The organism is uncultured Clostridium sp. (assembly GCF_963527835.1).
Taxonomy (GTDB): domain Bacteria; phylum Bacillota; class Clostridia; order Clostridiales; family Clostridiaceae; genus Clostridium.
In genome coordinates this window covers 25,398-49,206 of sequence record NZ_CAURTC010000007.1, presented here as the reverse complement: position 1 = coordinate 49,206, position 23,809 = coordinate 25,398, and the positions used below count along the sequence as shown (strand labels likewise).

Genomic DNA, 23,809 nt, shown 5'->3' with positions numbered 1-23,809 from the left:
AGTTCTTAAATTCTAAAATTTATTTATTCTAAAAATCTAAAATTCTTTTCTTCTTAAGAATTTTAGATTTTTAAAATTCAGTATATATTTTTTTTTATAAATATTGCTAAGTATCTAATCTTGTCCTTTTCCAATAATTTTTCATTTTGTATGATTTATCATTAGTCACATCTTTTCCAAACCAAGTAGGAGGAGTAAACTTTTTTGCTAATTCCCTGTCTACATTTAATATCTTTCTAAACAATATTCATAAAAGAATTCAAAAATCTTATCCCCATCATGATTATTATAAAAATCAACCATCAAAGTATTAAATTCTAATCTGTTTTTTACTTTAACATTGAATACACCTTGGCCGTTAAATATTAACATTAGATTTGATACAAGTCTTGATGTTCTCTTATTTCCATCATAATAAAACTGATTTAAAGCACCCCAAAGAAATATATCAAAAGTTAAATCAATGCTGCTTTGACTTCTTTCTATTAATATTGGTAATTCTTGCTGAAAAATATTTTCTAATTCTTCTGCTTTTGGTGGAATAAAGTCTGTGCCACCAATTCTAACCTGCCCAGTTCTAAAACTTCCACTTATTAAAGCTTCATCCTTAGCTACAATTCCATTTAAAGAATTAAATAACTCTTTGCTTATATTTATTTTATCTTTATTAACACTCTCAAAAATAAAATTCCAACCATCTCTTATTCTTAAAACTTGTTGTTCATCACTTAGTTTATGACCACCAATAGTTATTCCTTCTAAAAGAGTTTGTACTTCTGGATATGTAAAAGGATTTCCCTCTAAACTAGCCATATTAAAAACCATATCCGGTAATAACTTTTTAGTTAATATTATTAATTTACAATAACCAATTTTTACAATTTATACTCTTACAAAATTCCATGTAGCCTCATATTAATATAATTTATATCCATCTCACCATATCCATTTCCCCTAGCCCATTGATAATAAAAATCATATTCTGGATGATTTGAGTTCTTCATTATATCATAAAAATCCATAAACCCCGGTACTCCTCCAACATCTTCTGGTGGTGCTTCACCTGAAGCTTTTGTACAAATAGGATAATTTTTATTATAACTAGTTATTATTTTTCTAACTTTAATCTGATGCTTCCAACCATCACCATAATCATAATAATATATTATCTTATTTTTTCCTTTGATATAATCACCAATATTAACTTCAGATTCATATTTTATTGGAACATCACTTAACCCATCCACTACTTCCTCATGCTCTGTTATTACATTAAGTATGCACTTACCTTTTGAATCATATATTAAAAATTCATTTAAATGATAGCTTTTCCATTCATATAAATCTTGAATAATTCTATGTAAATCATTAAATGTAATATTTATAGGAGTTACTAAATTACGAATTGCCTTATAATAACCTAAATCTAAACTTATTACTAATTCTGCTACTTCACACTCTATTATATCTTCTCCATAAATTTCTTCTAAAGCCTTTACCATTAGCTCTTTTGGATCTTTGTAATTATCCTTATCTACTTTTATAATATCATTGTTCATTTTTCTAGATATACAATATTGATAAATCTCATTTGGATTTAACAGCTGCTGAAAAAAAGGTACCATTTCACAAGCTTTCACAATTCTGCTTACATATTTAGGTCCCTTTGTTTTTGTATAAGTAATTTTTCCTGCTTCCTCTATATATTTTGAAACAATTTCATCTTTTATATTTATCATTTCCAAGGATGTTTTTATACCATTTATAATAATCTCCTCTAAATTAGCAAAGTCTTTTGCTTTCAATCCATATAAAACAAAACCATATCTGCTATAATCATTTACTACTATAACTACTTTTCTTCTACTTAAAGTAATTAAGTTAGCAGTCCATGTAAATAAGTCTTTTTCCACCTTATTTATTTCTGCTTTTATTTTTAGTGTGTCTATTAGTTTTTTAGTTAATCCTATATTCATATGTAACACCTACTTATTCTATTAAAGGATAGTAATGAAAAGTTCATTTCTTTTCATAATTACTATTCAATTTCTTTTAATTCAACTTTTCCCTAGATCTTTCAATAGCTGCATGAAGTTTTCCTTGAAGTATTTCCTTAGGTTGCAATTGAGTCCTATATTCTACATGCTAAGCGTTTGAAGGCACAACAAGAGTTTAAACGATGCTTTTTATATACAGCTTCGCTTGTATAGGCAAGATATATTTAAATATGTTTTCCTTGCTTAATTTGAATGGTGGTACCACGGCATATCTCGTTCAAAATAGTATTTATTAGACGGTTTAATGCATTTCTCCTAACTCCATAACTTTCATAAAAATCCTTCATAAATCTATCTAAAAACAAAATCTCTATTATTTCAATTATAACCTATATTATTTATTTTATAAACTTAATAAAAAACATGCTACACTATGTTTTTTAGTGGAGAGTGTGGCTTTACAGATTACATTCCAACTGGTAAAAACTCTATTCAATTATTTTCAATAGAAGATAATCCAGCACCGGAAAATAAAAATATTGAAGATAATAACTCATTAATAGAAACTAAAGAAGAGGTTAATGAAACAATAAAATCAAAACCTAATAACATTAATCCTATTAATAAAACTAATAATAACACTAGTTCCAATACTCTATTATTTGATAATAGAAGTACACCTATAGCTAATGGAGCTGCACCACCTATTGATGGAGAAATAGCTAATATAAAAATAAGTTATACTTTACGAAAATCTACTGTAAGAAAAATAAATGAATTAATAAAGTATTCACCCAGATATAAATGTTTGTGTAAGCACTATTGTTGATATTGCTATAGCTTATTACCATGACCATATAATAAATGAAGATAATGGTAATTAAAAAAAACTAAAAATGAGAGTTAAAACATTAATTTAACTCTCATTTTTAGTTTATTGTAAAGCCATTTAACTATAAATTATTTTATATAACATTCTTTGCAATATTACCAATAAATCGTTCAAAATCATCAATATTATTTTGAACAATATCATATATCATCTCATCACTAATATCAAAATACATATGCACTATTCTATTTCTAAACTTAGCCATATTAAAATATATTAATACATCTTTTTCAAATATTATTCCATTATCAAATAATATTTGAAAGTGTTCCTTATTATCCTTTGGTCTTCCCCATCTATTCCTAGCAATTAGATGACTAGATATATCTAACATTGCTTCTATACTTACTTGTAACAAATATTTAGCACTATCAACCTTTGTAAAATCATCTATAAATATACGTTTATCAAAGTCTCTTAATTTCTTCAATTTATTTAGGCAAGTATCCATAAACAATAACTTTTGGTCTATTTTATTTTTATCAAATTCCATTATGCATTTCTCCTAACTCCATAACTTTCATAAAAATCCTTCATAAATCTATCTAAATAATATTTTTCATCTCTATATCTATTGAAAACTTCTTCCATAAAATCACAAACTTTATAATAATCTTTTTCATAAATGCTTCTACCCTCATCTATGACCTTAAATTTTAATGTTATAGGTGCAGATAAAAGATTAATAGTATCAATATTATCAAAATCAAGGATTTCACTAATTCTACATGATATATCCATTTCTTCCATAATACCAATTGACTTTTCAAGTAATAAAGCAATATCAATATCACTGTCTTCTCTTTCATATTCTGTTCCATAAGATCCAGTAAACCATGCTGCCACTATATTATCATTAGATTTAAAATAATTCTTTAAATCATTTATCTTATTATCTATATTAATCATCACTTCACCCCTTTAAGCTTCAAAATAAATTTCTATATTAACAAAATCTCTATTATTTCAATTATAACCTATATTATTTATTTTATAAACTAAATGAAAACATACTACCCTCTGCTTTTTAGTGGAAAGTTGACAGATGAGAATTGAGAGTTACAGTTGAAACGCTCAGCTTTTCTAATAAAATATATTTTTAAAAATTCCACAAAGAAATTTTCTCCTAAACTCTTCACTCTCAACGCTCAACTACTTCTATCTCTCAACTTTCCATTCTCAAATCTCAACTTTTTCATTTTTATCTCTGTTATAAATCTTAATTTCACACATAGATAAAATATTATCTCTAAGTCCATATATTCTCTATGTGGGAGATGATCTTAATGGATATTAATGAATTAGTAAGCCTTATTGGTAATGTTGGCTGTCCAGTAGCTGTAAGTGCATATCTACTTATAAGACTAGAAAAGAAACTAAACTCTTTAAGTGCTTCAATTAATAAATTAAATACCATAATAAGTGCTAAACTTGGAGTTGCTATTGATACTACCAAATCTAATGATAATTCTAATAATGTTGCATAAAAATAAGGCAATAAACATAATTTCTTTAATGTTTATTGCCTTTTAACATGGTCATTTTGGACCAATATTATATCACCTAAAAATAACAATATTCAAGTGGTCAAAGCTCTTAAGCAGTTTGAATATTTTTATTTCAGATTATGCACAAGTGGTTGCCAAAATCACGTCTATAACTTGTCCTTATGTTTGATAGTTTTATTTATAATTTAGTTATTGCGAATGAAATATATCAGTAAATTCGAATTATAATTTGATCAAATATATTTAAATTTTCTTTTAGCTAGTTTGGATTATAACGGTACCCCCTTAACTATCTAACAATTGTTCCTTATACAACAATTTTTTCTTTAATACCTTTATAATTATTTGTAGTATACATTTATTTAGCTATCTATAGAAGAGTGCAGAGGTTCTATCAAAATAGGACCTATACACTCTTCTATCTCATCATACGCAAAAAAATGATAACCATCACGAATTGCATATAAACGTAATGTAGCTGATGGTTCAACTCCCAATTCGTTCCCCTCATCTAAAGACATTAATATATCAAAATTCTCATTCGGAAATTTATCATTTAAGATATATTTCCAACATTCTATTGCAATTAATGCAACATTTAAAACAGCTAAAATATCATTACTATCTTCAAAACAAATATAAATTTCATTCCCATCAAATTCATAATCAGTTAATTCCTTTCCTGAATATTCGCATAAAGACTTAGTATTAAATCCACAAAAATTATTTATACAATAGTATGGTTCTCCTCTACTATTTATCCTTTTATAAATAGTAGGCGAAATTTCTTTTTTAAACTCTAATAAATCTATTAAATTTTTTTAGTTTTTGTTCTTTCAATTTCTCTAAATATACTTTCATGCCCTCGTTGATAATCATTTCATATTTCCTCCTTTAATTCATCACCACTTAGGTGCATGTAAATTATTTAAATCTATAACCATATCATGTAATTCGTATATCATAAATTCAAGAAAATTATTAAAAATTAATACGTCATCATCATAGTCATGTAAACAATATAGTTTTCCTGAAATACCCATAAAAATTTTAGCTTGATAATATATTCCCGAATCTCCAACACAAATATAATCCTCATCCGTACATCTGCTAATTAATTTAGCCCATTCATTTTCTTTATCAGAAATTGGATAAACTATTTCTCTAAAATTTTTATCAATGCATAAACGGTTAGTAAAAAATAGAAAACTAAATGACTTTTTTGACAAAATATTTTTTTTATCATCCATTACATAAAATGAAACGCCTCTTTTTAAATCAGAAAACTCTTCTAAAAATTCTTTGGCACTTTTAAATAAATTTATATTATTTTCTTTACAACTTTTTGCAAATTGTGATATATCATTTTTTCTATTTTCATACCATCCAGCTTTTTCTAATATCTTAATAGCTTGTTTCTCCATAAGTATTCTGCTATTCTTCATTATTTTTACACCTTTTTATTCCTTAATAATTTATTATCAATAATCTCCATTTCATTATACCATATTATGTAATTCTATATATTTGATTCTCACTATGTAATATTATGAATTATATAAACCTTTAGGAGATATAACTCCTATAAATCTTAATATATTAAAAAGGTAACTCTTCTATTGGAATATAAGGTTCCCACACTAAAGATTCCTCTTCTTCTTTTGAAGTTAAGCTTTTGTATCTCACTTCATATAATAATTTTGATGTTTCTAGATTAAATCTCATTTTCTCAATACTTCCCTTCTAAATTAAAATTCCCTTTTAATAATTTTCCCTTATAACCTATATTATTTATTTTATAAACTTAATAAAAAACTGGCTATGCCATATTTTTTAGTTAAAAGTGGATAGTTGAAAATCTCATCTTTTCTAAAAAACATATTTTAAAAAATTCCTCCAAAGGAATTTTCTCCTCCCCCCACTATCCATTCTTAATTCTTAACTACCTCTATCATTCCACTCTCAACTACTTCTATCTCTCAACTTTTTCATTTTTATTTCTATAAATAACCCTTAATTTCACACATCAATGAAATATTGTCTCTAAATTCATATATTCTATGTAGGAGATGAACTTCATGGATATTAATGAATTAGTAAGCCTTATTGGTAATGTTGGCTTTCCAGTAGCAGTAAGTGCATATCTACTTATACGACTAGAAAAGCAACTAAACTCTTTAAGTGCTTCAATTAATAAATTAAATACCATAATAAGTGCTAAACTTGGAATTGCTCTTGATGCTAAATCTAATGATAATTCTAATAATGTTGCATAAAAATAAGGCGATAAACATAATTTTTCATGTTTATTGCCTTTTTGCATGGTCATTTCGGACTAATATTGTATCATCTAAAAATAATAATATTCAAGAGGTCAAAGCTCTTATGCAGTTTGAGTATTTTTATTTTAGATTATGCACAAGTGGTTGCCAAAATTACATTTATAGCTTGTCCTTATGTTTAATAATTTTATTCATAATTTTGTAGTATTGTATAAAAAATATCACACTACTAAAATAATGTGATATTTCAATCTGTTACTTATTTTTGTTCATTCATTTAATATAAATGTTAAATTAGTAGCTTACTTAGTCTTCTTATTAATTATACCTGAATTATTCACCGAATTAATTTCAATAGGATTTTACAAGTATTTTCCTTTTGAAATAGATTTGGTGTTATTTTTTACTTTAAAACTATATTTTTAGATATAATTAATCCAAGAACTTTATAATAGACTTTTAAAAGCTTACTAATATTTTAATTTTATTCAATTTTGCTAACGCTTACGGCGAAATAGCAATATTATTAATTCTAGTTAGTGTATCCCAAAACTCATTTTTATATGGACAACTACTACATAGTTTAAATTTTAGATATCTTGAACTATTAATAATTTTACCTGCTATTTTGATCAGTTTTAATCTTATAGTTTCCATTCTATTTGATTTCATATTTTTTGATAAAGCTAATCTTCTAAACCAATTATTAAAATTATAAGCAAGCATTGATAATTGCAGTTTATTTGCATTAGCAATATAATCAGTGCTACTTAGTGAGTCGAAGGCGAAGCCATTTTTACTCTCTTTGATAAAATTCTCCATAGTTCCTCTATTAGAATAAAACATTATTATAGATTTAGGGGTAGATATTATGTTCGTAACTACGAATGTATAGTTGTAACACATTTGCCCTTCAGGCTTTTCGATTTTAACAATAACTCTACGTTCTTTATCCCATTTAGATGCTTTATATTTAATTTCACTATAAATAACTTTATAGTCATAAACATTATCTTTACAAGCCAATTCCATTCTTGTTGTTATATGAGCTGCTTTTTTATAGAGCGTATTATACGCTTTTAATCTTATTGCATAAAATCCTTTGTTATCTTCAATAAGTTTATATAATTCTGGCGTAGCAAAGCCGCTATCAGCACGTACAAACCTAGTTATTGATGGATATTTTTTAGAATATCTATTGAGTAATGGTCCTAAAAATCGAGTAACCTGTCGTGAAGTATACACATTTCCAGCTCTAAGTTCAGCTTTAAAAAAATCACCTGTTAATCCATCAAATGCGACTAATGGATGGAATCCATTTGTAGAATAATGAAAATTATAATTTGAACCATATTGATTACCATAAGTTGCACAATTAGTTAAATCTAAATCTATCAGTATTTGATTTGGAATTTCAACTGAATAAACCTTATCTATCAATATTTCATTGATATGCTGGTATTGCTTTACATTGTCCATATCTAATCTAGAATTAAATCTAGAAAGTGTGGGTTGAGATGCTAAATTACATTTACCGAGAACTGCTTTAAAAGCAGGGTCGATAGTCAATTCATCTGCATTATCATCTGTATGATAGCCTGCTATATGCTGATATATCTTTTGAATAACAATATCTAAATTAGAATGAATTCTAAATTTAGCAATATCTTTAACTTTAAAATTTTCATTTATTGCTTTGCTAAAACCAATCTTTTCATCAAATTCTTTATATAAAAGAATACCTGAATCTGAAGTTAAATCTCCACCTTCAAAATTAATTTTAACTTTTCTATTGAAATTTAGTCCTTTTTCTAATAAAATACCCATATGAGATTCTCCTTTGTTAAGTGTTTTTCGCAAATTAACCATAACAAATTTGAGTCTCTTTTTCTATATTTTTTTCACTTTTTAGATGAAATTCTTAATTTACATAAAACTAGCTATCGAGCCATGCTATGCATGGTTTTTCTTTTTATATGAATAATTCAGGTTATAATATTTATGGCTATCGTTCACTTTTTCATGATTTTTCTTTTGATAAAAGATATATATTGAATAAAATTCCTAGTGTGCCAAGAACGCCTGATATAATATACACCAAATCACTTGTCTTTTCCCATATTATAATTGAACTAATTATTGTACAGATTAATGCAACCCACAAAATGGAAATAACTATGTTTACAATAGTATTATTTAATGACTTTCTATTGTTGGTGCTTTTATTAAACATAATATATAATCCTTTCTTGAATGATAAGTTATAGTCATATATTACCATTTAAACTTAATTATATCACATTATTCTATTTTCAAAGAACACTTTTTATTACTTTCTACGTTAAATTTACATAACACTTAATCTTTAACTTGATACTTTCCAATCAATATCACATTGTTTTTACCTTACATATGCCTCTAATTTACCATCATGATTACAATGTAAATGAACAACAAAATAAATAATATTTTTATCTTTATCCAAAATAACTTGTGCTCCTGACACTATTCCTTTTTTAATATCAATTTTCATTTGTTTAATCATTTTAGTTTAAAGTATATTTTCTAACAATGTTATTTCTCCTTGCAAATCTATTCTATGGCTTGTCCTTAAATATTCTTTATTTTATCATAATATTGTTTCATTTTTATAGTTTAACTAATGTGGATTATTAGGAGTTATTTTCTTAATGGTCCTTATTTATGTACTAGAATGGTAATTCTTCTAATAATATATACGGTTCCCATACTAAAGATTCCTCTTCTTCTTTTTCCCAATCTATTATTATAAACTCATTAGAATATTCTTCTTTCATACGGTTTGAAATTCTCATCCATAAATTAATTTCACTTTCATCTATAAAATAATTACCTTCTCTTCCAACATAACTTTTATAAGAAATTTTAACTGCATATTCGCTATATTTTCCACCTATAAAATGTATAAAATATTCTCCATTTATATTTTTATATAATTGCTCATATGTATAGTTTTCCTTTGAATTTAAACTTTGAAATCTCACCTCATACAATAATTTTGATGTTTCTAAATTAAATCTCATTTTCTCAATACTTCCTTTCAAATAGTAAATTCCCTTTTAATAATTTTCCCTATTAATATTATTTCCATTATTAATATTTTCTATACATATCACAGAATAAATATCACAAAACAATATGGTATAATAAGTAAATAAATTAATATGTAATAGTGAATATTATGAACCATTAAAGGAGTATTTTATGAGATCATTATGGATAGTTTTTGTTATTATTCTTTTATTGTTATATGAAAAAGTATGGAGACCTATAATCTGTAAAAAAAAGATATATAGGCATATAAATGATTTAGGTGGACAAATAGATAATATAGAACGATTAACTCAAAGAGATGAAATTTATAATGTTTATTATACTGTGAATGGTCAATTGAATAACTCAATTGTGAAATTTAATCTTTTTTATAAAGCTAAATGGAACTAATTTCATGAGACTTATATAATACTTAATCACTGTAAAATTAACAACTTAATTATAGAACAAGCTTTAGGTGTTGTTTTGCCTAAAGAAAAAACCTCATAAAAAATTAATAATGTCAATCTGCTTAAGTAGCCTTGCTTCTTGACATTATTAACTTTTTTTATGATATAATCTTGGTTTGCAAAACAGAGAAAATGATAAAAGAAAAGATAATTTAGGGGTGGCGGTCGGGGTAGTATTAGTACATGATAGCACTGGTTAAAATACGTTAAATTTAGTGCTATCAATTTATCGGATTTTATCAAGTGCGGCCTTTAAAGAATAAATATTAAAACTTAGATTATTAAAAATAATAATACATTTAGTGGTGGTAAAGGTTGGTTAATATTGTGCATCAAAATTAATCAAGCTTTATCGAATACTCAGAAGATTATGTTTAATGGTATAGGTGCTGCACTCCTTGAACCTCTTCTTTAGCTACAGCACTTATACCTGGAATGTTAAGAAGATATATGACCTTTCTTTAATTTTTAGCTTACGGAGCCAAAAGGTCTTTTATCTTCTGCACCCAATCGGGTACCCTAAACATAGGACTAGATTAATCCTAGTGATTTCTTAGTATGTATGAGGTTGGAGCTTGCCGGAAAACTCATAGATGCTTAGAAATACAGGTAATATCCTGTACTATTTTGGGTGATTGAATAGGTGCCCTTAATAAATAAATTAAATGACATATACGGTATAGCTATAATAACAATAACAGTATTACTATAAACTTATAATTAAAATATTTTATAAGCTTCAGATGCAATCTTATAAACATAATTATCCACATAAAAAACTATCTTTTCCAAAAAATGTTAATAACTAAGTACTTAAATAATCCAATAATAAACTAAATAAAAAATAATCATAAATTAATAACTGGACCAGCATTTTGCCTGTCCATTTTTAACTTATGCAAAAAAAAGTAAAGTTTGAAGCAACCTTGATTCATTATATTTTCTATGTTGGACTAGCTTAATTAAAAGCATCACCAACTACAAAATTATATTCACATTTAATCTTTTTATTAAGATTGTCCATACCTTTCCTTGACCATAGAGGAATACCTATACAGTATATGATCTGTTCTTACCTGCCCTTCTTCTTTAGCACAGCTCTTATACTTTGCATGTTTAAATATAGTATAAAGGAATATAACAATTAAATATATATACCATAAACGAAGTATGAGTAGTTTGGTATATTTATATTTAGGTTGTTTTATTCCCTAAAGAATAATGTGTTTAATTCCAACTAAGTTTACAATCAAGGATTTTTTTATTTTTAGTACATACATCTTAAAAGAATAAAAAGGCATGTACATTTAGGTAAACAAAGTTTCCCGAAGTGTACTAGCTCTATAAGAGCTTGTATCATTTGCAGGACAACGTCTTGTTTACCGAAGTGGACTTGCCTTGAATATTTGATTTTGTTTTGATTTGGGCTTATTGAAAAAAGTCTTCCTTAAAATATTATTTTCGCTATCTCTTATGTATTAATATAAACTTTTATTTATGACCTTATTTGTTGTATATCTTTCTGTAATAATTTTATTGGTTTATAAACAAATTTATAGTATAGTTTATCTACTGTACTATCTTTTTTCAGCTTATTTATATGTATTTCAAATACATCAACTAGCAATTGTCTTCTTTGGTTAATATTAAGTTCATCAGGTCTATGAATATAATTAGTATATTTTATATTAGACCGTATTTCTCCAAATGTCTTAATAAAACTTTTTATTTTATTTCTTTTTATACCTGAGCATCTCTTAAATCTATTCAACAATTTATCTAACAACTGGTCTAGCTTATATGGAATTGTATAATCATCAATTTGAGAATAAAAGAAAAGCCAACCATATTTACTCTCTCGTGAATTATCTGTATCTATTTTTTTTGATATTGATCCAGTAATCTTATTGTTTAACACAAAAACAAATTGTTTTTCTGACATATTTTTATCTGACTCAAACCTAGTAAATATATTAACTATACTATTTTCAAATTTGTATAAATTTTCATTCTTTATAGTAAATCCATTGAATTTATTATATATAAATCTATAATTATATCCTAAAAATGATACATCTATTTTATTATCTATTTTATGTTTATATTCTTTATTTGTATTTATCTCTAAACGTAATTTATCATATAATAAGTTTACTATATTATCATATATTGAACTTGCTTCATCCTCATTGCATAATATAATTATATCATCAACATATCTTATATACTTTATATTTTGTTTTTTGTTAAATAAATCATCTATTTCTTTTATATATATAGCTGCTAATATATTAGAAATTGATAATCCTTGAGGGGCTCCTTTTTTATTATTTTCTTTCTTCATCTTCTTATTATATAATTCATAATCATTTATAGTTGACGTTGATATGGCATTTTTTATTAACTTTATAATAAAGTCTTCAACTCCCATATTAGTTAATATATCAATTAAAATATCATGCTTTATAGTATCATAATATTTTGAAATATCTAACTTTATTAAATAATTATAATTTATTATATTTTTCTTAAATTCATTTATGTAAAATTGAGGTATCTTTTGAATAATATCTGCACATTGATTTTTTAATAATAATTGAATATACTTAAATACAATTTTATCTCTAATTGTAGGTATAGAAATAATTCTAGGTTCTTTTTTTCTTCCTTTTAAAATAAGTTTTTCTCTAAAATATGAAAATTTATAATTTCCTGATCTAATTTTTTTAGCTATTAATTCTGAATTTTCATCAACTCTTAACTTATATTTTTCAAAATTTATATTGTCTATTCCTTTTGCCGAATTAGGTGTTATATATTTGAAAAATATTTTTTTAAAACACTCAGTACTCCCATCTAATATAAGTTCATCACTCACTATTATTTTCCTCCAACAATTATTGAAATTACTCCTATAATTATAGGTAATATAAATATCGCAGTAATACCTATATTATATTTTATTTTATACCAATAATAGTTTTGTATATAATTTTTACTGCATTTGTCACTTTGCATTGCTACTACAATATAATCAATATTTGAATGATTATATGATAATTCTAAAATATTGTCATATTCTTCTCTAATCTTTTTAAATTCTTCTGCTTCTTTATTTCCTAGGTTTTCACTTAAACTTAAACTATGTAATTTTGTTTCTATTTTACTTAATCTTAAATATGATTCCCTGTATTTAAATGCATTTTCTTTATAATTTAATGAATTAATATAGTTACTTATTCCAAACAATCCTACTGATACTATTGTTGTTAATACTACTCCTATTTTTGACTCCCAGGCTAATGTATATATAGAAACGGAGAGAACCAATAAATTATAATAATTAATTACTACACTTGATAATTTATCATTATTATTCATCCTAGATTCAGCTTCCATTCTAGCTTTTTTAGTAAACCACACCTTATTATATTTAAAGTTTTCAATAGCTTTTAATAATTCTTCATGGGATTCTTTTTTATTTACACCTATATCTATACTTTTTTCAATTCCAACAATGCATGTACTATTATCCACCATATTATCTACTACTCCTTAAATAAAAATGTAATCTTCCAAGTTTAATAATAATACTTACTTTAATAATAAAATAAGTCATCGAATAATTTTTTAGGTCATTTTATAGCACTAAGCTAAAAATATTTCTTATTTTGGAAGATTACGTTATTATTATAGCATAAAATGTTATCTTTTCTAGTATATAATTGTACTGCTTATTTATAATAAACTCAAAATTTTATTGCATATCCTCTTTCTTAAAAATTATCAAATTTCAAGTTCTACTCACTTTTATTATCAGTGTTCTTGTGTTCCTATCTAATTGTTTCTATATTCTTGTCCCATTTTTTAAGTACACTATCTTCACATGCTATGTCGTCCTTATTTACTTATGTATCATTTAAATATTTTGAAAATTTTTTTCCCTCTACCATGTAATTCCTCCCCCCAACACATATATCCTATATGAAATCAAATTAAAGGAGGTAAACATCATGGCTATTACAAGAATTCAAACTTGTTGTACTCTTGCTATCGAGGTACAAAAAGGAGAAGACAAACTTGGTGATCCTATTTACACTAAAAAGAATTTCTCATCTGTAAATCCAAAAAGAACACCTGAAGAAGTTTGGGAAGTTGCAGAAGCATTTGAAAAAGTTTTTGCAAATGACTGTAGAAATTTCTTCATAACTGATACTTCTAAACTAATGCAAGAAGATTAATTTTAGAATATCAATTTAACAAATTAAAAAGGAGGTAAATCAATATGGAATATAGTTTATCATTAGTATTTTTAAATACTGTTGGTTCAAAATCAGCGCTTACTATAACAGATGTTAAGCAAGATATATCTGCTGATGAGGTAAAGGCTTTAATGAATCTTATAGTTGAAAAAGACTTCTTCTTAACTGGAAAAGGTTCATTTGTAAAACCTTATTCAGCTCAATTAGTTCAAAGAGAAGTTAAAAAATTTGAAGTAAAATAATGTACTCTTAATTTAATAATTTTTTCTTTCTATAACAAACCACCCATGTATAAAACTAAAGCTTGTACATGGGTGGTTTGTTATTTTTAGCTACAAAAATCAATTAACTTATGTCACCTTATGCATAAAAACTTATATTTATAAATTAAATGTACTATATGACAAAATTAAACTTCTTATTTTATGAATAATTAGAAGTTGTATTTTAATCGAAATCTACTTTATTTATGATACGGTTCTCCGTATCACTACTAAGTGAGGTTTTATAAATTTTATTTTTTCTATTTAATTTAGTAATTGTAATACCATATATTGCTTAAACATATAGTATTATAATATTCTACCAACTTATTTTCTGGTTAATTTTCTTAAAAATGTATCCCAAGTTTCTAATTTTGTCTTTGAAATACTTTTCATTTCATAATCGTGCCTAAGCTTACTCTCGATATAATCATCACCTGTTCTTCCCCCAACTATAACTGTATATATATTTATATCCTTATCAGGATCAACATGCAAATTGCTGATAGGTCCCCTAAAAGAATTAAATAGTACTTCACCATTTTCTATTCTTCTTCGTACATCATGTATATTTTTCTTGAAATACATATAGTTTCTAGAAATAAAACCTAATCTAGTGTCAATCTGCTGACTTGCCTCACTTATTTTTTCATTAAACTTATAACTATTTTTATTAATAAAATTAAAATCTGCTCCCTTAATTTCAATCAAATATACATTCATTCTAGACCTTCCAGTTAATACAACATAATCAACATACCCATCTTCAATAGGGAATTCTGAAACACAAATATACTCATCTTTGGGATTTGCATATATTTCAGCAAGAATAGATAAATCTTTCTTTATTAATCTTGCAATATCTTGTTCTTTAGCTCCACTTTTTATAATATTTTCTAATTGATTTTTAGTTAACATGCTTTCCTTAATTTCAAATCTCCTTTTTATTATGTCCTGATTCTCTCTATATTCAAAATCTAATTCTGGATTAATATAATATTTAATTCTATCAATTTCTGAAATTAATCGTTTATTCTCATGTGTTAAACTAGATAATTCATTATCATCACAACCTAATAATTCTTTTACACTCTCTTCACTAATACTATGCCAGCTAGGTTTTCCGTTATTATCAAATTCTATGATATCAAAGCTTGGACAACTAAAAGTATCCTTTTCATAATGTTCTATAAAAGTTGATTTATTATTAATTAATCCTTTCTCTATTAGAGATGAACATATATATTCAATTGAATTTGTAACAGACATCGACGGATATAAATCTCCTATGTCAGTTATTAACACAAATATAGCATTACCAGCCCCAATAAAAATCCTTACTCTGCATACCCCATAATTTATACTATTTATCTTAGTTGTGAATTTAAATATAAAGTCTGATACTTTCATATATTTCACCTCATTAAAACTTTTAAGTAATTATTTATGACTCCATAGCATTAATATAATTTTATATTTGAATTTGTAGTTTTAATGCTATTTTTTCTAATTATATTTTATACAACCCTTGTACTCTCCAAGGTACTATTACCCAATCTCCATCTTTTTCATTAGATAACAGTGGTTTATCTCGTTCATCTTGATAAACTACTCCAAATTCTAAATCTTCAATAAATGTTTTATTATTGTTCTCCCATTTTGCTTCTACTAATACTCTTCTTAATGAAATTGCACGCTCTTCTACTTCGATTAATCTATATGATATTAGTTCTTTGTTTTGAAATAGCTCTCTACATAGTTTAGGTCTTAATCCCTGTGACTTTTCATAATTAAACATTTTATCTAATATCTTAGAAAGTTGTCCATAGTTCTTCTTGTTCCAATACTCAAAAATTTTAAGCACCTTTTGAATATACTCATAATCATTATATTCTTCATATTTGCCACTCTCAGGTATAGTCTCGCCAATAGTTACTATTCTTGGTTTCCATGAATTAATTATTTTTTTATCTTCCTGATTTTTATTAAGCTGTGTTATTATTTCTTTAAAGCTTACTGGCTTTTGTGCTTCAACAAATCTTTCTCTTCTAGAATCTTCGCTTTTTTTATTAGTCATCCAATCATGAATTGCAAAAAGTAATACGATACACTTACTAGAAACAAATATATTATCATAATTTAAATCTCTACCATGTAATATTCCATTTCTATATGGTAAATAAATTACTTCAGTATTTGTTTTGTTTCGTCCTTTACAATAAATATTTTTTATTTTACTTAAACCACTACTACATCCAACCAAACAATCCCAAGCACTTACATCAGTTCCTTCAGCAAAGAAACCTTTGCTTTTTGTATAATCATTTACTGCGCCATCTATAATCATTAAAAACAGAGGAACACTTGCATGATATCTTCCTTCTTTATGATCTTCAAATGCTTTTAAAATTAAATTATACCTTGCAAGAAGTTCTTCACAATTATTCTTCAAAAAAAATAGAGATTCTTCAACCTTAGAAGAATAATATGTCATTAATACTTTTTCAGCAGCCTCTACCCCATTTTCATCATATACTTTATTTACTTCTTCAATCAATGTTGAACTTAATTTATCATAAACTATCCATCCTTTATCAGAAAATCGTTCATTAAATAATTCTATTTGAATAATAAATTTATTCAAATTATTATCTGCTTCTCTTATTTGCTTTTTTAAATCCTTTCCTCCTAAGAATCCTAAGAGCTTCATACCTTTTATTTCATCCTTCATCTTTTTTATACTAGGTATTTCATCAACTATACTTTTTATATTAATCACCTCTCAAGAATTTATTTTTCACAAACCATATTTGTTATTTTATGTAATAATTATACTATATTTCATATTAAAATAATAATATTCATCTTACTTATGATACAGTATTTTCACTTATAAAAACAGCCTTAGGCAAGTTGTATCAATTCCTAAGGCTATAAACCTCATTTATTTATGATATGCTTCACCTTTCATTATCCTAAACCTATTTAATTATTAATCACTTTATTCTGATTAAGTTAACTTCCAATTATAGACATTATCTATATAATCTAATTTTTACACTTTGCCCCTTATTATACCATATTTCTCAAATTCACCACAATTAAAACACCCTGAATATTCCCATATCCACTACACCAAAATTCCTAAAAAAACAAAACCCACCATATACAACTTCCCCAAGTCATACACAGCAGGCTTTAAATACATTACGCTCTTAACCAATATTCTCTTTAAATCTTAACTTACCCTCACCAAGTCTATAATTTTTCTCCTGACTCTTCTCAATCACCAAAACATAATTCTTACACATCTCATAAACCCTAGCGCTTATCCCCTTATTAAAGTAACGCGATCCCTATCAGTAATAATGCCAGTGATTGTTATAAATATAAAATAATCAACTATCTATAATTTCTAAGCTCAAACATTACTATTATCCAATATTCTTTATACTTCACCCTTCCCCATCCCATCCAAGCAGCTTCTTTTCCAAAGAATCATAATCATATTTTCTTGCTTCAAAATTATCAAATTTTAAGTTTTAGCTATTCTTAGTAACTCTACTCTTATAATTCTCATCATCACTTGGATAGCCTTCCCTTTTCCAATTTTTAAGTATGCCATTAATGTATGTCATATTTTCCTTATTAACTTCTAAAGCCTTATTAATGGCCATTTTGACATTATCAAACCCATGCATAGAAATAGCTAACTTAATAGAACCTAAGTTAAGTCCACCTATTATTCCAGTCATATCCTCATAATACTTAAGTAGCTCTGTTGCACCATCTAAAAGCTCATCTATAGCTTTTTTATTACTAGCAACAGGTTTAACTTCACAATCTTTTTTCACCTGTGAATCCTTATTATTAGCCTCTTCTAACTCATCCCTAAAGCTAATCTGTTCTTTAAAAAAATCATCATTCTCATAGTTTTTGCTTTTATCTTCTAAGTTTTCATAACTAAGCTTATTATTTCTACTTCTACATTTGTTACTCTCACTATTATTATCCTCTAAGTTTTTATCATCTATCTCATTGTTCTTAACCTTACTTTCATTCTCTGCCTTATTTTCACTCTTATCCTTATTTTTTTCTTCAGTATTTTTCTTACTCTCTCTTATTCTCTTTCGTTACTGTAACGTTATTTTTATTTTGCATAACGTTACTTTTTAATTCAGTAACGTTACTGTTAACTTCTTCTGAATTTTGGACAGACTTATCCTCATTACAATCCAAAATTTCTGTCTCTTCATTTTCCTTAACCTTAACTGGCTCTTTAAGTTGCTTTTTCTTATCTCTAAAATTCTTTGCCCTTATTTTATTTTGTTCCCTAACTCTTTCCATGCCCTCAACATTTTGATGTTTTTCCCAATTAATAATCTTAATAAGATTATCCTCATCAACCTTTATCATTCTAAAATCCTTTAAAGTCTTTAATGCTAATCTAATAGAAGTTAACGGTCTACAAAAAATTGTAGATAACATTTCATCACTATATGGAATATTTTCCCCTAAAAATATAAACCCATTAGAATTAGTTTTGCCTGCTTGTACTAATAATCTAATACACACATAATGAATAGTATCTATTAATTTTCTTACATATAATTCATCAATTTAACACTCTTTTCTATAAAATTTCATAATATACAACAGAAAGACTTTAGTCTCAATAAAAAATGACTTAGTTAAATTAATTAAGTCATTTTTGAGCCTAATGATTACTTTATAGGAGATGCAATTTAATGAAAAAAGGGTTAAAACTTTTACTTTCTTTAACTGTAATTCTTACATTGGCTACTTCTTTGATTGCTTGTAATTCTAAGAGTTCTTCTAAAACCACTGATGAAAATGCAAAAGTAACTGTTCGTTTAAATGAAGTAACTCGTTCTGTTTTCTACGCTCCAATGTACGTTGCAATTAGCGAAGGCTTCTTTGATGAAGAAGGCATAAATATTGATTTAGCTACTGGACAAGGCGCTGATAAAGTTATGCAAGCTGTTTTAAGCAATAATGCTGATATCGGATTCTGTGGCCCTGAGCAAGTAATCTATATCAATAATCAAGGAAGAGAAGATTACCCCGTAGTATTTGCTGGGCTTACACAAAAAGATGGTTCTTTCTTAGTTGGAAGAAATAAAGAAACAAACTTTGATTGGAATACATTAAGAGGAAAAGAAGTTATTGGTGGAAGACCTGGTGGTGTTCCTGCTATGGCTTTAGAGTACGCTATGAAAAATAACAATATAACTCCTAAAGTAGATGTTAATATGGTAACTAATATAGACTTTGCTGCTACTTCTGGTGCATTTAAAGGTGGCACTGGGGATTATGTAGCATTATTTGAACCTACTGCTTCAATGCTTGAAAAAGAAGGTAGTGGAAGTATCTTAGCATCTGTTGGTGAAAATTCTGGAGTTATTCCTTATACTTGTTTCTTTGCAACTAAGTCTTACCTAGATAATAATAAGGACGTAATAGAAAAATTCACAAAAGCCATATATAAAGGACAACAATGGTATTTTTCTCATACACCTGAAGAAATAACTGATAAAATAATACAATACTTCCCTGGAACTGACAGAGATATAATTATAACAGTTATAAATAACTATAATAAAATAGATGCTTTAGCTCATGATCCTTCAATTAAAGAAGAAAATTTGGATAGATTGATAGATATAATTCAAGAGTATGATAAATCATTAATTCCATCAAAGCCTGATTTCAACAAAATTGTAGATAATAGTTTTGCTGAAAAAGCAACTAAATAAATATGATTGGTGGTTTGCTTTGAGCTTGCTTAAAATCTCTGATTTATCTATGAACTATCACTCACTAAAGGGTGAAACTAAAGCATTAAACAATATTAGTTTTGAAGTAAATGATGGTGAATTTATATCAATACTTGGTCCATCTGGGTGTGGTAAATCTACTCTTCTTAATATAATTAGTGGCTTATTAAAATCATCTAGTGGATCTATACTTTATAAAGATGAAGATATAAAGAATAACTTAAATAAAATAGGCTATATGTTTCAAAAAGATCATTTATTTGAATGGTTAAATGTATGGGATAATCTCTTAATTGGACTAAAAATAAAAAAACAAATTACTAAAGAAGCTGTTGAAAGAGTTAATGGATTAGTTGAAACCTATGGATTATCAAAATTTAAAGAACATTACCCTAATGAATTGTCAGGGGGAATGAGACAAAGAGTAGCTCTAATAAGAACATTAGCACTTAATCCCGAAATACTCTTTTTAGATGAACCTTTTTCAGCTTTAGATTATCAATCAAGACTTTTAGTATGTGATGATGTATTTAAAATAATTAAAAAAGAAAAGAAAACTGCTATAATGGTAACTCATGATATATCTGAAGCTATTTCCACTTCTAGTAGAATACTTGTATTGTCTCAAAGACCTGCACAGATAAAAAAAGATGTGGATATACTGTTTTCAAAAAAAGATATTACTCCTTTTGAAAGAAGAAAAGAACCAGAGTTTAGAGGTTACTTTAATGATTTATGGAAGGAGTTGGATCAATGCAATGAGTAAAGAGCATGATATATATTTAAAAAAATTAAAACACAATAAAATAAAGCTTGTAATTACTAGAATTTTAATTTTAGTTATTTTTATAGCACTTTGGGAAATTGCAGGTGACTTAAAATGGATTGATCCTTTCTTAACTTCTACTCCTTCTAGAATGTATAAATCTCTTGCATCTTTTTATGCAGATGGTACTTTAATGCGCCATATCTGGGTAACATGTTATGAAACAATACTAGGCTTTACTTTAGGAACTGTCCTTGGAACAGCAATTGCTGTAATTCTATGGTGGTGTCCTTTTGCTTCTAAAGTATTAGATCCTTATTTAGTAGTATTAAATGCCTTACCTAAAGTTGCTTTAGCACCAATAATTATATTTTGGGTTGGTAATGGTACTACTGCTATAATTGTAATAGCCTTATTAATTTCTATTGTTACAACAATTATAAGCGTGTTAAGTGGATTTAATGAAATAGACAGTGATAAAATCATGCTTATGAAAACTTTTAGGGCATCTAAACTTCAAATTTTAAGACATTTAATTTTCCCTTACTCAATTCCTGTTTTCATATCAGCATTAAAAATCAATGTTGGATTATCATGGGTTGGTGTAATAATGGGAGAATTTTTAGTAGCTAGAGAAGGTTTAGGATTCTTAATTGTATATGGTGGTCAAATTGCTCAATTAGATATGGTTATGATGAGTATCGTCATACTTTCTGTGATAGCTTTTATAATGTATGAAATCGTAGCCTTTTTAGAAAAACGTTTAATTAAAAATAAATCTTTAGAAAAATAATTAAATTTTATGTCTAAACCTCCAAATTAACTAATAATTACGAGTTTTTTGTAGAAAAAATCACTATACTCACTCTAATAAAAGATTTTTAGAATTATTTCTGAAAATCTTTTATTATTTTGACTTTATATACCTTTTACTTATTACTCAACAAGTGATAAATTATAGTAGGTGAACTTATTCTTTAAAAATTATATTTTTAAAATTTAAAATTTAATACATATTTTTGGGGAGGAAAAGATGAAATTATTTAAAGAAGCTTTAATTATTTTAATTATTTATTTACTAGGAGAATTTTTATCATCTTTCTTTAACTTACCTATACCAGGTAATATTTTAGGCATGATTATATTATTTTTATTATTATGTTTTAATGTAATCAAAGTTGATAATATCTCAAACGTATCAGATTTTTTACTAGATCATTTAGCATTCTTCTTTATTCCTGCTGGAGTAGGACTTATGACTTCGTTAAATATAATAAAGTCTAATTGGTTAAAATTACTTATAGTTTGCTTATGTACAACTATAATAATTATAGCCTCTACTGGTTTAATAGTTCAATTTATATCAAAAAAATCAAAAGATCAAAAAAAGGGAAGTGAATTAATTGGACATAATAGTTAATAATATTTTATTTGGATTAGTACTTTCTTTAATTGCATTTGAAATAGGAATATTTATAAATAAGAAAACCGGAATTGCTTTGTTAAATCCATTACTTATAGCAATTGTATTTATAATTTGTTTCTTATTTGCATTTAATATAGATTTTAATACTTATAATGAAGGCGGACAATTCATTAATATGTTTTTAGGACCTTCAACAGTTGTACTAGCTGTACCGCTTTATAACCAAATAGAATTGCTTAAGAAAAATGCTGTAGCAATATTTTCTGGAGTGTTTTTAGGAAGTATTATAGGTATGTTCTCTGTAATGGGTATATCTTATTTTGTTGGATTAGATTCTACTATAATAAAATCTTTAATTCCAAAATCTGTAACAACACCAATAGGTATCGAAATAAGTAGCAACTTAGGTGGACTAGTTCCTATTACTGTACTTGCAATTATAATTACTGGAATTATGGGTGCTATATTAGGACCTGCTATATGTAAAGTATTCAAAATTAAAGACAAGGTAGCAATTGGAATCTCAATTGGAACTGCGGCTCATGCTGTTGGTACTACAAAAGCTTTAGAACTTGGAGACACTGAAGGTGCTATGAGTAGCCTTTCAATAGGTGTTGCTGGACTTATGACAGTATTTATGGCTCCAATAGCTTATCATTTAGCAATATTTATGTATAATTTCATAAAATAGTTAATATAAATTATTATTACAAAAAATAGTTTATAAAAAATAGTATCCATATAACCAAAAATAGACGTTGCAAAATCTATGCAACGTCTTTTTTAGGCTCTGTTTTAGTAACGTGTTGATATATACATAAGTAAAATGGACTGAGTAATTGAACTTAGGAATGCTAAAAATGAGTATAGTCTCATTTTAGCTTGCTCCCAATATAAAATTGAGACAAGCAGTAAATGTGAATATAAAAAGGAAACTCGATTGCGCTGAGTAAGTTCGAGAAACAAAATATAAAATGCACTGTGTGAAAGTTCGTGTAGCCAAATATAAAATGCACCATGTGAAAGTTCCTATTTCCAAATGTAAAATTTGGACATTCACTTTTGGGCACTTA

28 protein-coding genes and 1 pseudogene are annotated in these 23,809 nt (G+C 26.3%); 11 read left to right on the top strand and 18 right to left on the bottom strand.

Features of this window, described 5'->3' with window-relative positions:
• Positions 1 to 106 precede the first annotated feature (106 nt).
• From RYM86_RS05860 to RYM86_RS05850, 3 genes are all read right to left on the bottom strand, one after another.
• Positions 107 to 244 carry a hypothetical protein gene (locus tag RYM86_RS05860; RefSeq protein WP_315078608.1) on the bottom strand — a complete coding sequence of 46 codons (138 nt, stop codon included), beginning with the start codon at positions 242 to 244 and terminating at the stop codon, positions 107 to 109.
• The gene (locus RYM86_RS05855) at positions 226 to 813 is read right to left on the bottom strand and encodes a filamentation induced by cAMP protein fic (RefSeq protein WP_315078607.1); all 588 of its coding nucleotides are present in this window, start codon (positions 811 to 813) and stop codon (positions 226 to 228) included. Before RYM86_RS05855 ends, RYM86_RS05860 begins: the two co-directional genes overlap by 19 nt.
• Positions 814 to 890: 77 nt before the next feature.
• Positions 891 to 1,976, bottom strand: coding sequence for a plasmid pRiA4b ORF-3 family protein (locus RYM86_RS05850; RefSeq protein ID WP_315078605.1), 1,086 nt, complete (start codon positions 1,974 to 1,976; stop codon positions 891 to 893).
• A 454-nt stretch (positions 1,977 to 2,430) separates the two neighbouring features.
• Between RYM86_RS05850 and RYM86_RS05845 the strand changes: the two genes are divergently transcribed.
• Positions 2,431 to 2,826: a hypothetical protein gene (locus RYM86_RS05845; RefSeq protein WP_399547332.1), complete on the top strand. Its 396-nt coding sequence runs from the start codon at positions 2,431 to 2,433 to the stop codon at positions 2,824 to 2,826.
• A 136-nt stretch (positions 2,827 to 2,962) separates the two neighbouring features.
• On the opposite strand, the gene RYM86_RS05840 is transcribed toward RYM86_RS05845, so the two are convergent.
• Positions 2,963 to 3,382, bottom strand: coding sequence for a type VII toxin-antitoxin system HepT family RNase toxin (locus tag RYM86_RS05840; protein ID WP_315078603.1), 420 nt, complete (start codon positions 3,380 to 3,382; stop codon positions 2,963 to 2,965).
• Positions 3,382 to 3,798: a type VII toxin-antitoxin system MntA family adenylyltransferase antitoxin gene (locus RYM86_RS05835; protein ID WP_315078602.1), complete on the bottom strand. Its 417-nt coding sequence runs from the start codon at positions 3,796 to 3,798 to the stop codon at positions 3,382 to 3,384. Before RYM86_RS05835 ends, RYM86_RS05840 begins: the two co-directional genes overlap by 1 nt.
• A 377-nt stretch (positions 3,799 to 4,175) precedes the next feature.
• Between RYM86_RS05835 and RYM86_RS05830 the strand changes: the two genes are divergently transcribed.
• Positions 4,176 to 4,376 (top strand): YvrJ family protein, encoded by a 201-nt coding sequence (locus RYM86_RS05830; RefSeq protein ID WP_315078600.1) that lies wholly within the window; start codon positions 4,176 to 4,178, stop codon positions 4,374 to 4,376.
• Between the two features lie 383 nt (positions 4,377 to 4,759).
• Here RYM86_RS05830 and RYM86_RS05825 read toward each other — a convergent pair whose 3' ends face one another.
• The 3 genes from RYM86_RS05825 to RYM86_RS05815 all read right to left on the bottom strand — a co-directional run bounded on the left by RYM86_RS05825 (position 4,760) and on the right by RYM86_RS05815 (position 6,122).
• Entirely contained in the window at positions 4,760 to 4,894 is a 135-nt protein-coding gene (locus RYM86_RS05825; protein ID WP_315078597.1) for a hypothetical protein, read from the bottom strand.
• A 405-nt stretch (positions 4,895 to 5,299) separates the two neighbouring features.
• Positions 5,300 to 5,842, bottom strand: a complete 543-nt coding sequence (locus RYM86_RS05820) for an SUKH-3 domain-containing protein (protein ID WP_315078595.1) — start codon at positions 5,840 to 5,842, stop codon at positions 5,300 to 5,302.
• Positions 5,843 to 5,996: 154 nt separating this feature from the next.
• Positions 5,997 to 6,122: a hypothetical protein gene (locus RYM86_RS05815; RefSeq protein ID WP_315078594.1), complete on the bottom strand. Its 126-nt coding sequence runs from the start codon at positions 6,120 to 6,122 to the stop codon at positions 5,997 to 5,999.
• Positions 6,123 to 6,475: 353 nt separating this feature from the next.
• Here RYM86_RS05815 and RYM86_RS05810 point away from each other — a divergent pair, with 353 nt between their 5' ends.
• Positions 6,476 to 6,673 carry a YvrJ family protein gene (locus tag RYM86_RS05810; RefSeq protein WP_315078593.1) on the top strand — a complete coding sequence of 66 codons (198 nt, stop codon included), beginning with the start codon at positions 6,476 to 6,478 and terminating at the stop codon, positions 6,671 to 6,673.
• Between the two features lie 510 nt (positions 6,674 to 7,183).
• On the opposite strand, the gene RYM86_RS05805 is transcribed toward RYM86_RS05810, so the two are convergent.
• The 4 genes from RYM86_RS05805 to RYM86_RS05790 form a co-directional block, all read right to left on the bottom strand.
• Positions 7,184 to 8,506 (bottom strand): IS1380 family transposase, encoded by a 1,323-nt coding sequence (locus RYM86_RS05805; protein WP_315078591.1) that lies wholly within the window; start codon positions 8,504 to 8,506, stop codon positions 7,184 to 7,186.
• 193 nt (positions 8,507 to 8,699) lie between these two features.
• Positions 8,700 to 8,912: a hypothetical protein gene (locus RYM86_RS05800; protein WP_315078590.1), complete on the bottom strand. Its 213-nt coding sequence runs from the start codon at positions 8,910 to 8,912 to the stop codon at positions 8,700 to 8,702.
• A gap of 168 nt (positions 8,913 to 9,080) precedes the next feature.
• Positions 9,081 to 9,224: a hypothetical protein gene (locus RYM86_RS05795; RefSeq protein ID WP_315078589.1), complete on the bottom strand. Its 144-nt coding sequence runs from the start codon at positions 9,222 to 9,224 to the stop codon at positions 9,081 to 9,083.
• Positions 9,225 to 9,387: 163 nt separating this feature from the next.
• Positions 9,388 to 9,741, bottom strand: coding sequence for a hypothetical protein (locus RYM86_RS05790; protein WP_315078586.1), 354 nt, complete (start codon positions 9,739 to 9,741; stop codon positions 9,388 to 9,390).
• 181 nt (positions 9,742 to 9,922) lie between these two features.
• Between RYM86_RS05790 and RYM86_RS05785 the strand changes: the two genes are divergently transcribed.
• Entirely contained in the window at positions 9,923 to 10,162 is a 240-nt protein-coding gene (locus tag RYM86_RS05785; RefSeq protein WP_315078584.1) for a hypothetical protein, read from the top strand.
• Positions 10,163 to 11,716: 1,554 nt separating this feature from the next.
• Here RYM86_RS05785 and RYM86_RS05780 read toward each other — a convergent pair.
• Both RYM86_RS05780 and RYM86_RS05775 read right to left on the bottom strand, forming a co-directional pair.
• Complete coding sequence (locus tag RYM86_RS05780; protein WP_315078582.1) at positions 11,717 to 13,099, bottom strand: reverse transcriptase domain-containing protein; 1,383 nt, start codon at positions 13,097 to 13,099, stop codon at positions 11,717 to 11,719.
• 2 nt (positions 13,100 to 13,101) lie between these two features.
• Complete coding sequence (locus RYM86_RS05775) at positions 13,102 to 13,761, bottom strand: SLATT domain-containing protein (RefSeq protein ID WP_315078579.1); 660 nt, start codon at positions 13,759 to 13,761, stop codon at positions 13,102 to 13,104.
• Between the two features lie 473 nt (positions 13,762 to 14,234).
• On the opposite strand from RYM86_RS05775, the gene RYM86_RS05770 reads away from it, so the two are divergent.
• Together RYM86_RS05770 and RYM86_RS05765 are read left to right on the top strand one after the other, a co-directional pair.
• Positions 14,235 to 14,462 (top strand): DUF1659 domain-containing protein, encoded by a 228-nt coding sequence (locus RYM86_RS05770; RefSeq protein WP_315078577.1) that lies wholly within the window; start codon positions 14,235 to 14,237, stop codon positions 14,460 to 14,462.
• Positions 14,463 to 14,506: 44 nt separating this feature from the next.
• A complete protein-coding gene (locus tag RYM86_RS05765; RefSeq protein ID WP_315078576.1) occupies positions 14,507 to 14,725 on the top strand; it encodes a DUF2922 domain-containing protein in 219 nt (72 codons plus the stop codon).
• Between the two features lie 348 nt (positions 14,726 to 15,073).
• Here the strand turns inward: RYM86_RS05765 and RYM86_RS05760 are convergent, their stop codons facing one another.
• The 4 genes and pseudogenes from RYM86_RS05760 to RYM86_RS05745 form a co-directional block, all read right to left on the bottom strand.
• On the bottom strand, positions 15,074 to 16,156 hold the full coding sequence (locus tag RYM86_RS05760) for a Shedu immune nuclease family protein (RefSeq protein ID WP_315078575.1): 1,083 nt from the start codon (positions 16,154 to 16,156) through the stop codon (positions 15,074 to 15,076).
• 100 nt (positions 16,157 to 16,256) lie between these two features.
• Entirely contained in the window at positions 16,257 to 17,525 is a 1,269-nt protein-coding gene (locus tag RYM86_RS05755; RefSeq protein WP_315078574.1) for a hypothetical protein, read from the bottom strand.
• A 676-nt stretch (positions 17,526 to 18,201) separates the two neighbouring features.
• Positions 18,202 to 18,618 (bottom strand): annotated as a pseudogene (locus tag RYM86_RS05750) (DnaD domain protein); the annotation flags it as partial.
• A 238-nt stretch (positions 18,619 to 18,856) separates the two neighbouring features.
• On the bottom strand, positions 18,857 to 19,321 hold the full coding sequence (locus RYM86_RS05745) for a phage replisome organizer N-terminal domain-containing protein (RefSeq protein WP_315078571.1): 465 nt from the start codon (positions 19,319 to 19,321) through the stop codon (positions 18,857 to 18,859).
• A 173-nt stretch (positions 19,322 to 19,494) separates the two neighbouring features.
• Between RYM86_RS05745 and RYM86_RS05740 the strand changes: the two genes are divergently transcribed.
• The 5 genes from RYM86_RS05740 (at position 19,495) to RYM86_RS05720 (ending at position 23,427) form a co-directional block, all read left to right on the top strand.
• The gene (locus RYM86_RS05740) at positions 19,495 to 20,523 is read left to right on the top strand and encodes an ABC transporter substrate-binding protein (RefSeq protein WP_315078570.1); all 1,029 of its coding nucleotides are present in this window, start codon (positions 19,495 to 19,497) and stop codon (positions 20,521 to 20,523) included.
• 19 nt (positions 20,524 to 20,542) lie between these two features.
• Positions 20,543 to 21,310, top strand: coding sequence for an ABC transporter ATP-binding protein (locus tag RYM86_RS05735; RefSeq protein WP_315078569.1), 768 nt, complete (start codon positions 20,543 to 20,545; stop codon positions 21,308 to 21,310).
• The gene (locus RYM86_RS05730; protein WP_315078568.1) at positions 21,303 to 22,103 is read left to right on the top strand and encodes an ABC transporter permease; all 801 of its coding nucleotides are present in this window, start codon (positions 21,303 to 21,305) and stop codon (positions 22,101 to 22,103) included. The genes RYM86_RS05735 and RYM86_RS05730 overlap by 8 nt, the downstream gene beginning before the upstream one ends.
• A 240-nt stretch (positions 22,104 to 22,343) precedes the next feature.
• Positions 22,344 to 22,730, top strand: a complete 387-nt coding sequence (locus RYM86_RS05725; protein ID WP_315078566.1) for a CidA/LrgA family protein — start codon at positions 22,344 to 22,346, stop codon at positions 22,728 to 22,730.
• Positions 22,714 to 23,427 (top strand): LrgB family protein, encoded by a 714-nt coding sequence (locus RYM86_RS05720; protein ID WP_315078564.1) that lies wholly within the window; start codon positions 22,714 to 22,716, stop codon positions 23,425 to 23,427. The genes RYM86_RS05725 and RYM86_RS05720 overlap by 17 nt, the downstream gene beginning before the upstream one ends.
• Positions 23,428 to 23,809: the final 382 nt, after the last annotated feature.

Excerpts from the sequence above, each read along its gene's own strand:
- RYM86_RS05835 (WP_315078602.1), bottom strand. The coding sequence starts at position 3,798 with ATGATTAATATAGATAATAAGATAAATGATTTAAAGAATTATTTTAAA.
- RYM86_RS05845 (WP_399547332.1), top strand. The coding sequence starts at position 2,431 with ATGTTTTTTAGTGGAGAGTGTGGCTTTACAGATTACATTCCAACTGGT.
- RYM86_RS05785 (WP_315078584.1), top strand. The coding sequence starts at position 9,923 with ATGAGATCATTATGGATAGTTTTTGTTATTATTCTTTTATTGTTATAT.
- RYM86_RS05855 (WP_315078607.1), bottom strand. The coding sequence starts at position 813 with ATGGCTAGTTTAGAGGGAAATCCTTTTACATATCCAGAAGTACAAACT.
- RYM86_RS05800 (WP_315078590.1), bottom strand. The coding sequence starts at position 8,912 with ATGTTTAATAAAAGCACCAACAATAGAAAGTCATTAAATAATACTATT.
- RYM86_RS05810 (WP_315078593.1), top strand. The coding sequence starts at position 6,476 with ATGGATATTAATGAATTAGTAAGCCTTATTGGTAATGTTGGCTTTCCA.
- RYM86_RS05765 (WP_315078576.1), top strand. The coding sequence starts at position 14,507 with ATGGAATATAGTTTATCATTAGTATTTTTAAATACTGTTGGTTCAAAA.
- RYM86_RS05850 (WP_315078605.1), bottom strand. The coding sequence starts at position 1,976 with ATGAATATAGGATTAACTAAAAAACTAATAGACACACTAAAAATAAAA.
- RYM86_RS05840 (WP_315078603.1), bottom strand. The coding sequence starts at position 3,382 with ATGGAATTTGATAAAAATAAAATAGACCAAAAGTTATTGTTTATGGAT.
- RYM86_RS05730 (WP_315078568.1), top strand. The coding sequence starts at position 21,303 with ATGAGTAAAGAGCATGATATATATTTAAAAAAATTAAAACACAATAAA.
- RYM86_RS05770 (WP_315078577.1), top strand. The coding sequence starts at position 14,235 with ATGGCTATTACAAGAATTCAAACTTGTTGTACTCTTGCTATCGAGGTA.
- RYM86_RS05795 (WP_315078589.1), bottom strand. The coding sequence starts at position 9,224 with ATGATTAAACAAATGAAAATTGATATTAAAAAAGGAATAGTGTCAGGA.
- RYM86_RS05820 (WP_315078595.1), bottom strand. The coding sequence starts at position 5,842 with ATGAAGAATAGCAGAATACTTATGGAGAAACAAGCTATTAAGATATTA.
- RYM86_RS05740 (WP_315078570.1), top strand. The coding sequence starts at position 19,495 with ATGAAAAAAGGGTTAAAACTTTTACTTTCTTTAACTGTAATTCTTACA.
- RYM86_RS05775 (WP_315078579.1), bottom strand. The coding sequence starts at position 13,761 with ATGGTGGATAATAGTACATGCATTGTTGGAATTGAAAAAAGTATAGAT.
- RYM86_RS05805 (WP_315078591.1), bottom strand. The coding sequence starts at position 8,506 with ATGGGTATTTTATTAGAAAAAGGACTAAATTTCAATAGAAAAGTTAAA.
- RYM86_RS05760 (WP_315078575.1), bottom strand. The coding sequence starts at position 16,156 with ATGAAAGTATCAGACTTTATATTTAAATTCACAACTAAGATAAATAGT.
- RYM86_RS05830 (WP_315078600.1), top strand. The coding sequence starts at position 4,176 with ATGGATATTAATGAATTAGTAAGCCTTATTGGTAATGTTGGCTGTCCA.
- RYM86_RS05815 (WP_315078594.1), bottom strand. The coding sequence starts at position 6,122 with ATGAGATTTAATCTAGAAACATCAAAATTATTATATGAAGTGAGATAC.
- RYM86_RS05790 (WP_315078586.1), bottom strand. The coding sequence starts at position 9,741 with ATGAGATTTAATTTAGAAACATCAAAATTATTGTATGAGGTGAGATTT.
- RYM86_RS05725 (WP_315078566.1), top strand. The coding sequence starts at position 22,344 with ATGAAATTATTTAAAGAAGCTTTAATTATTTTAATTATTTATTTACTA.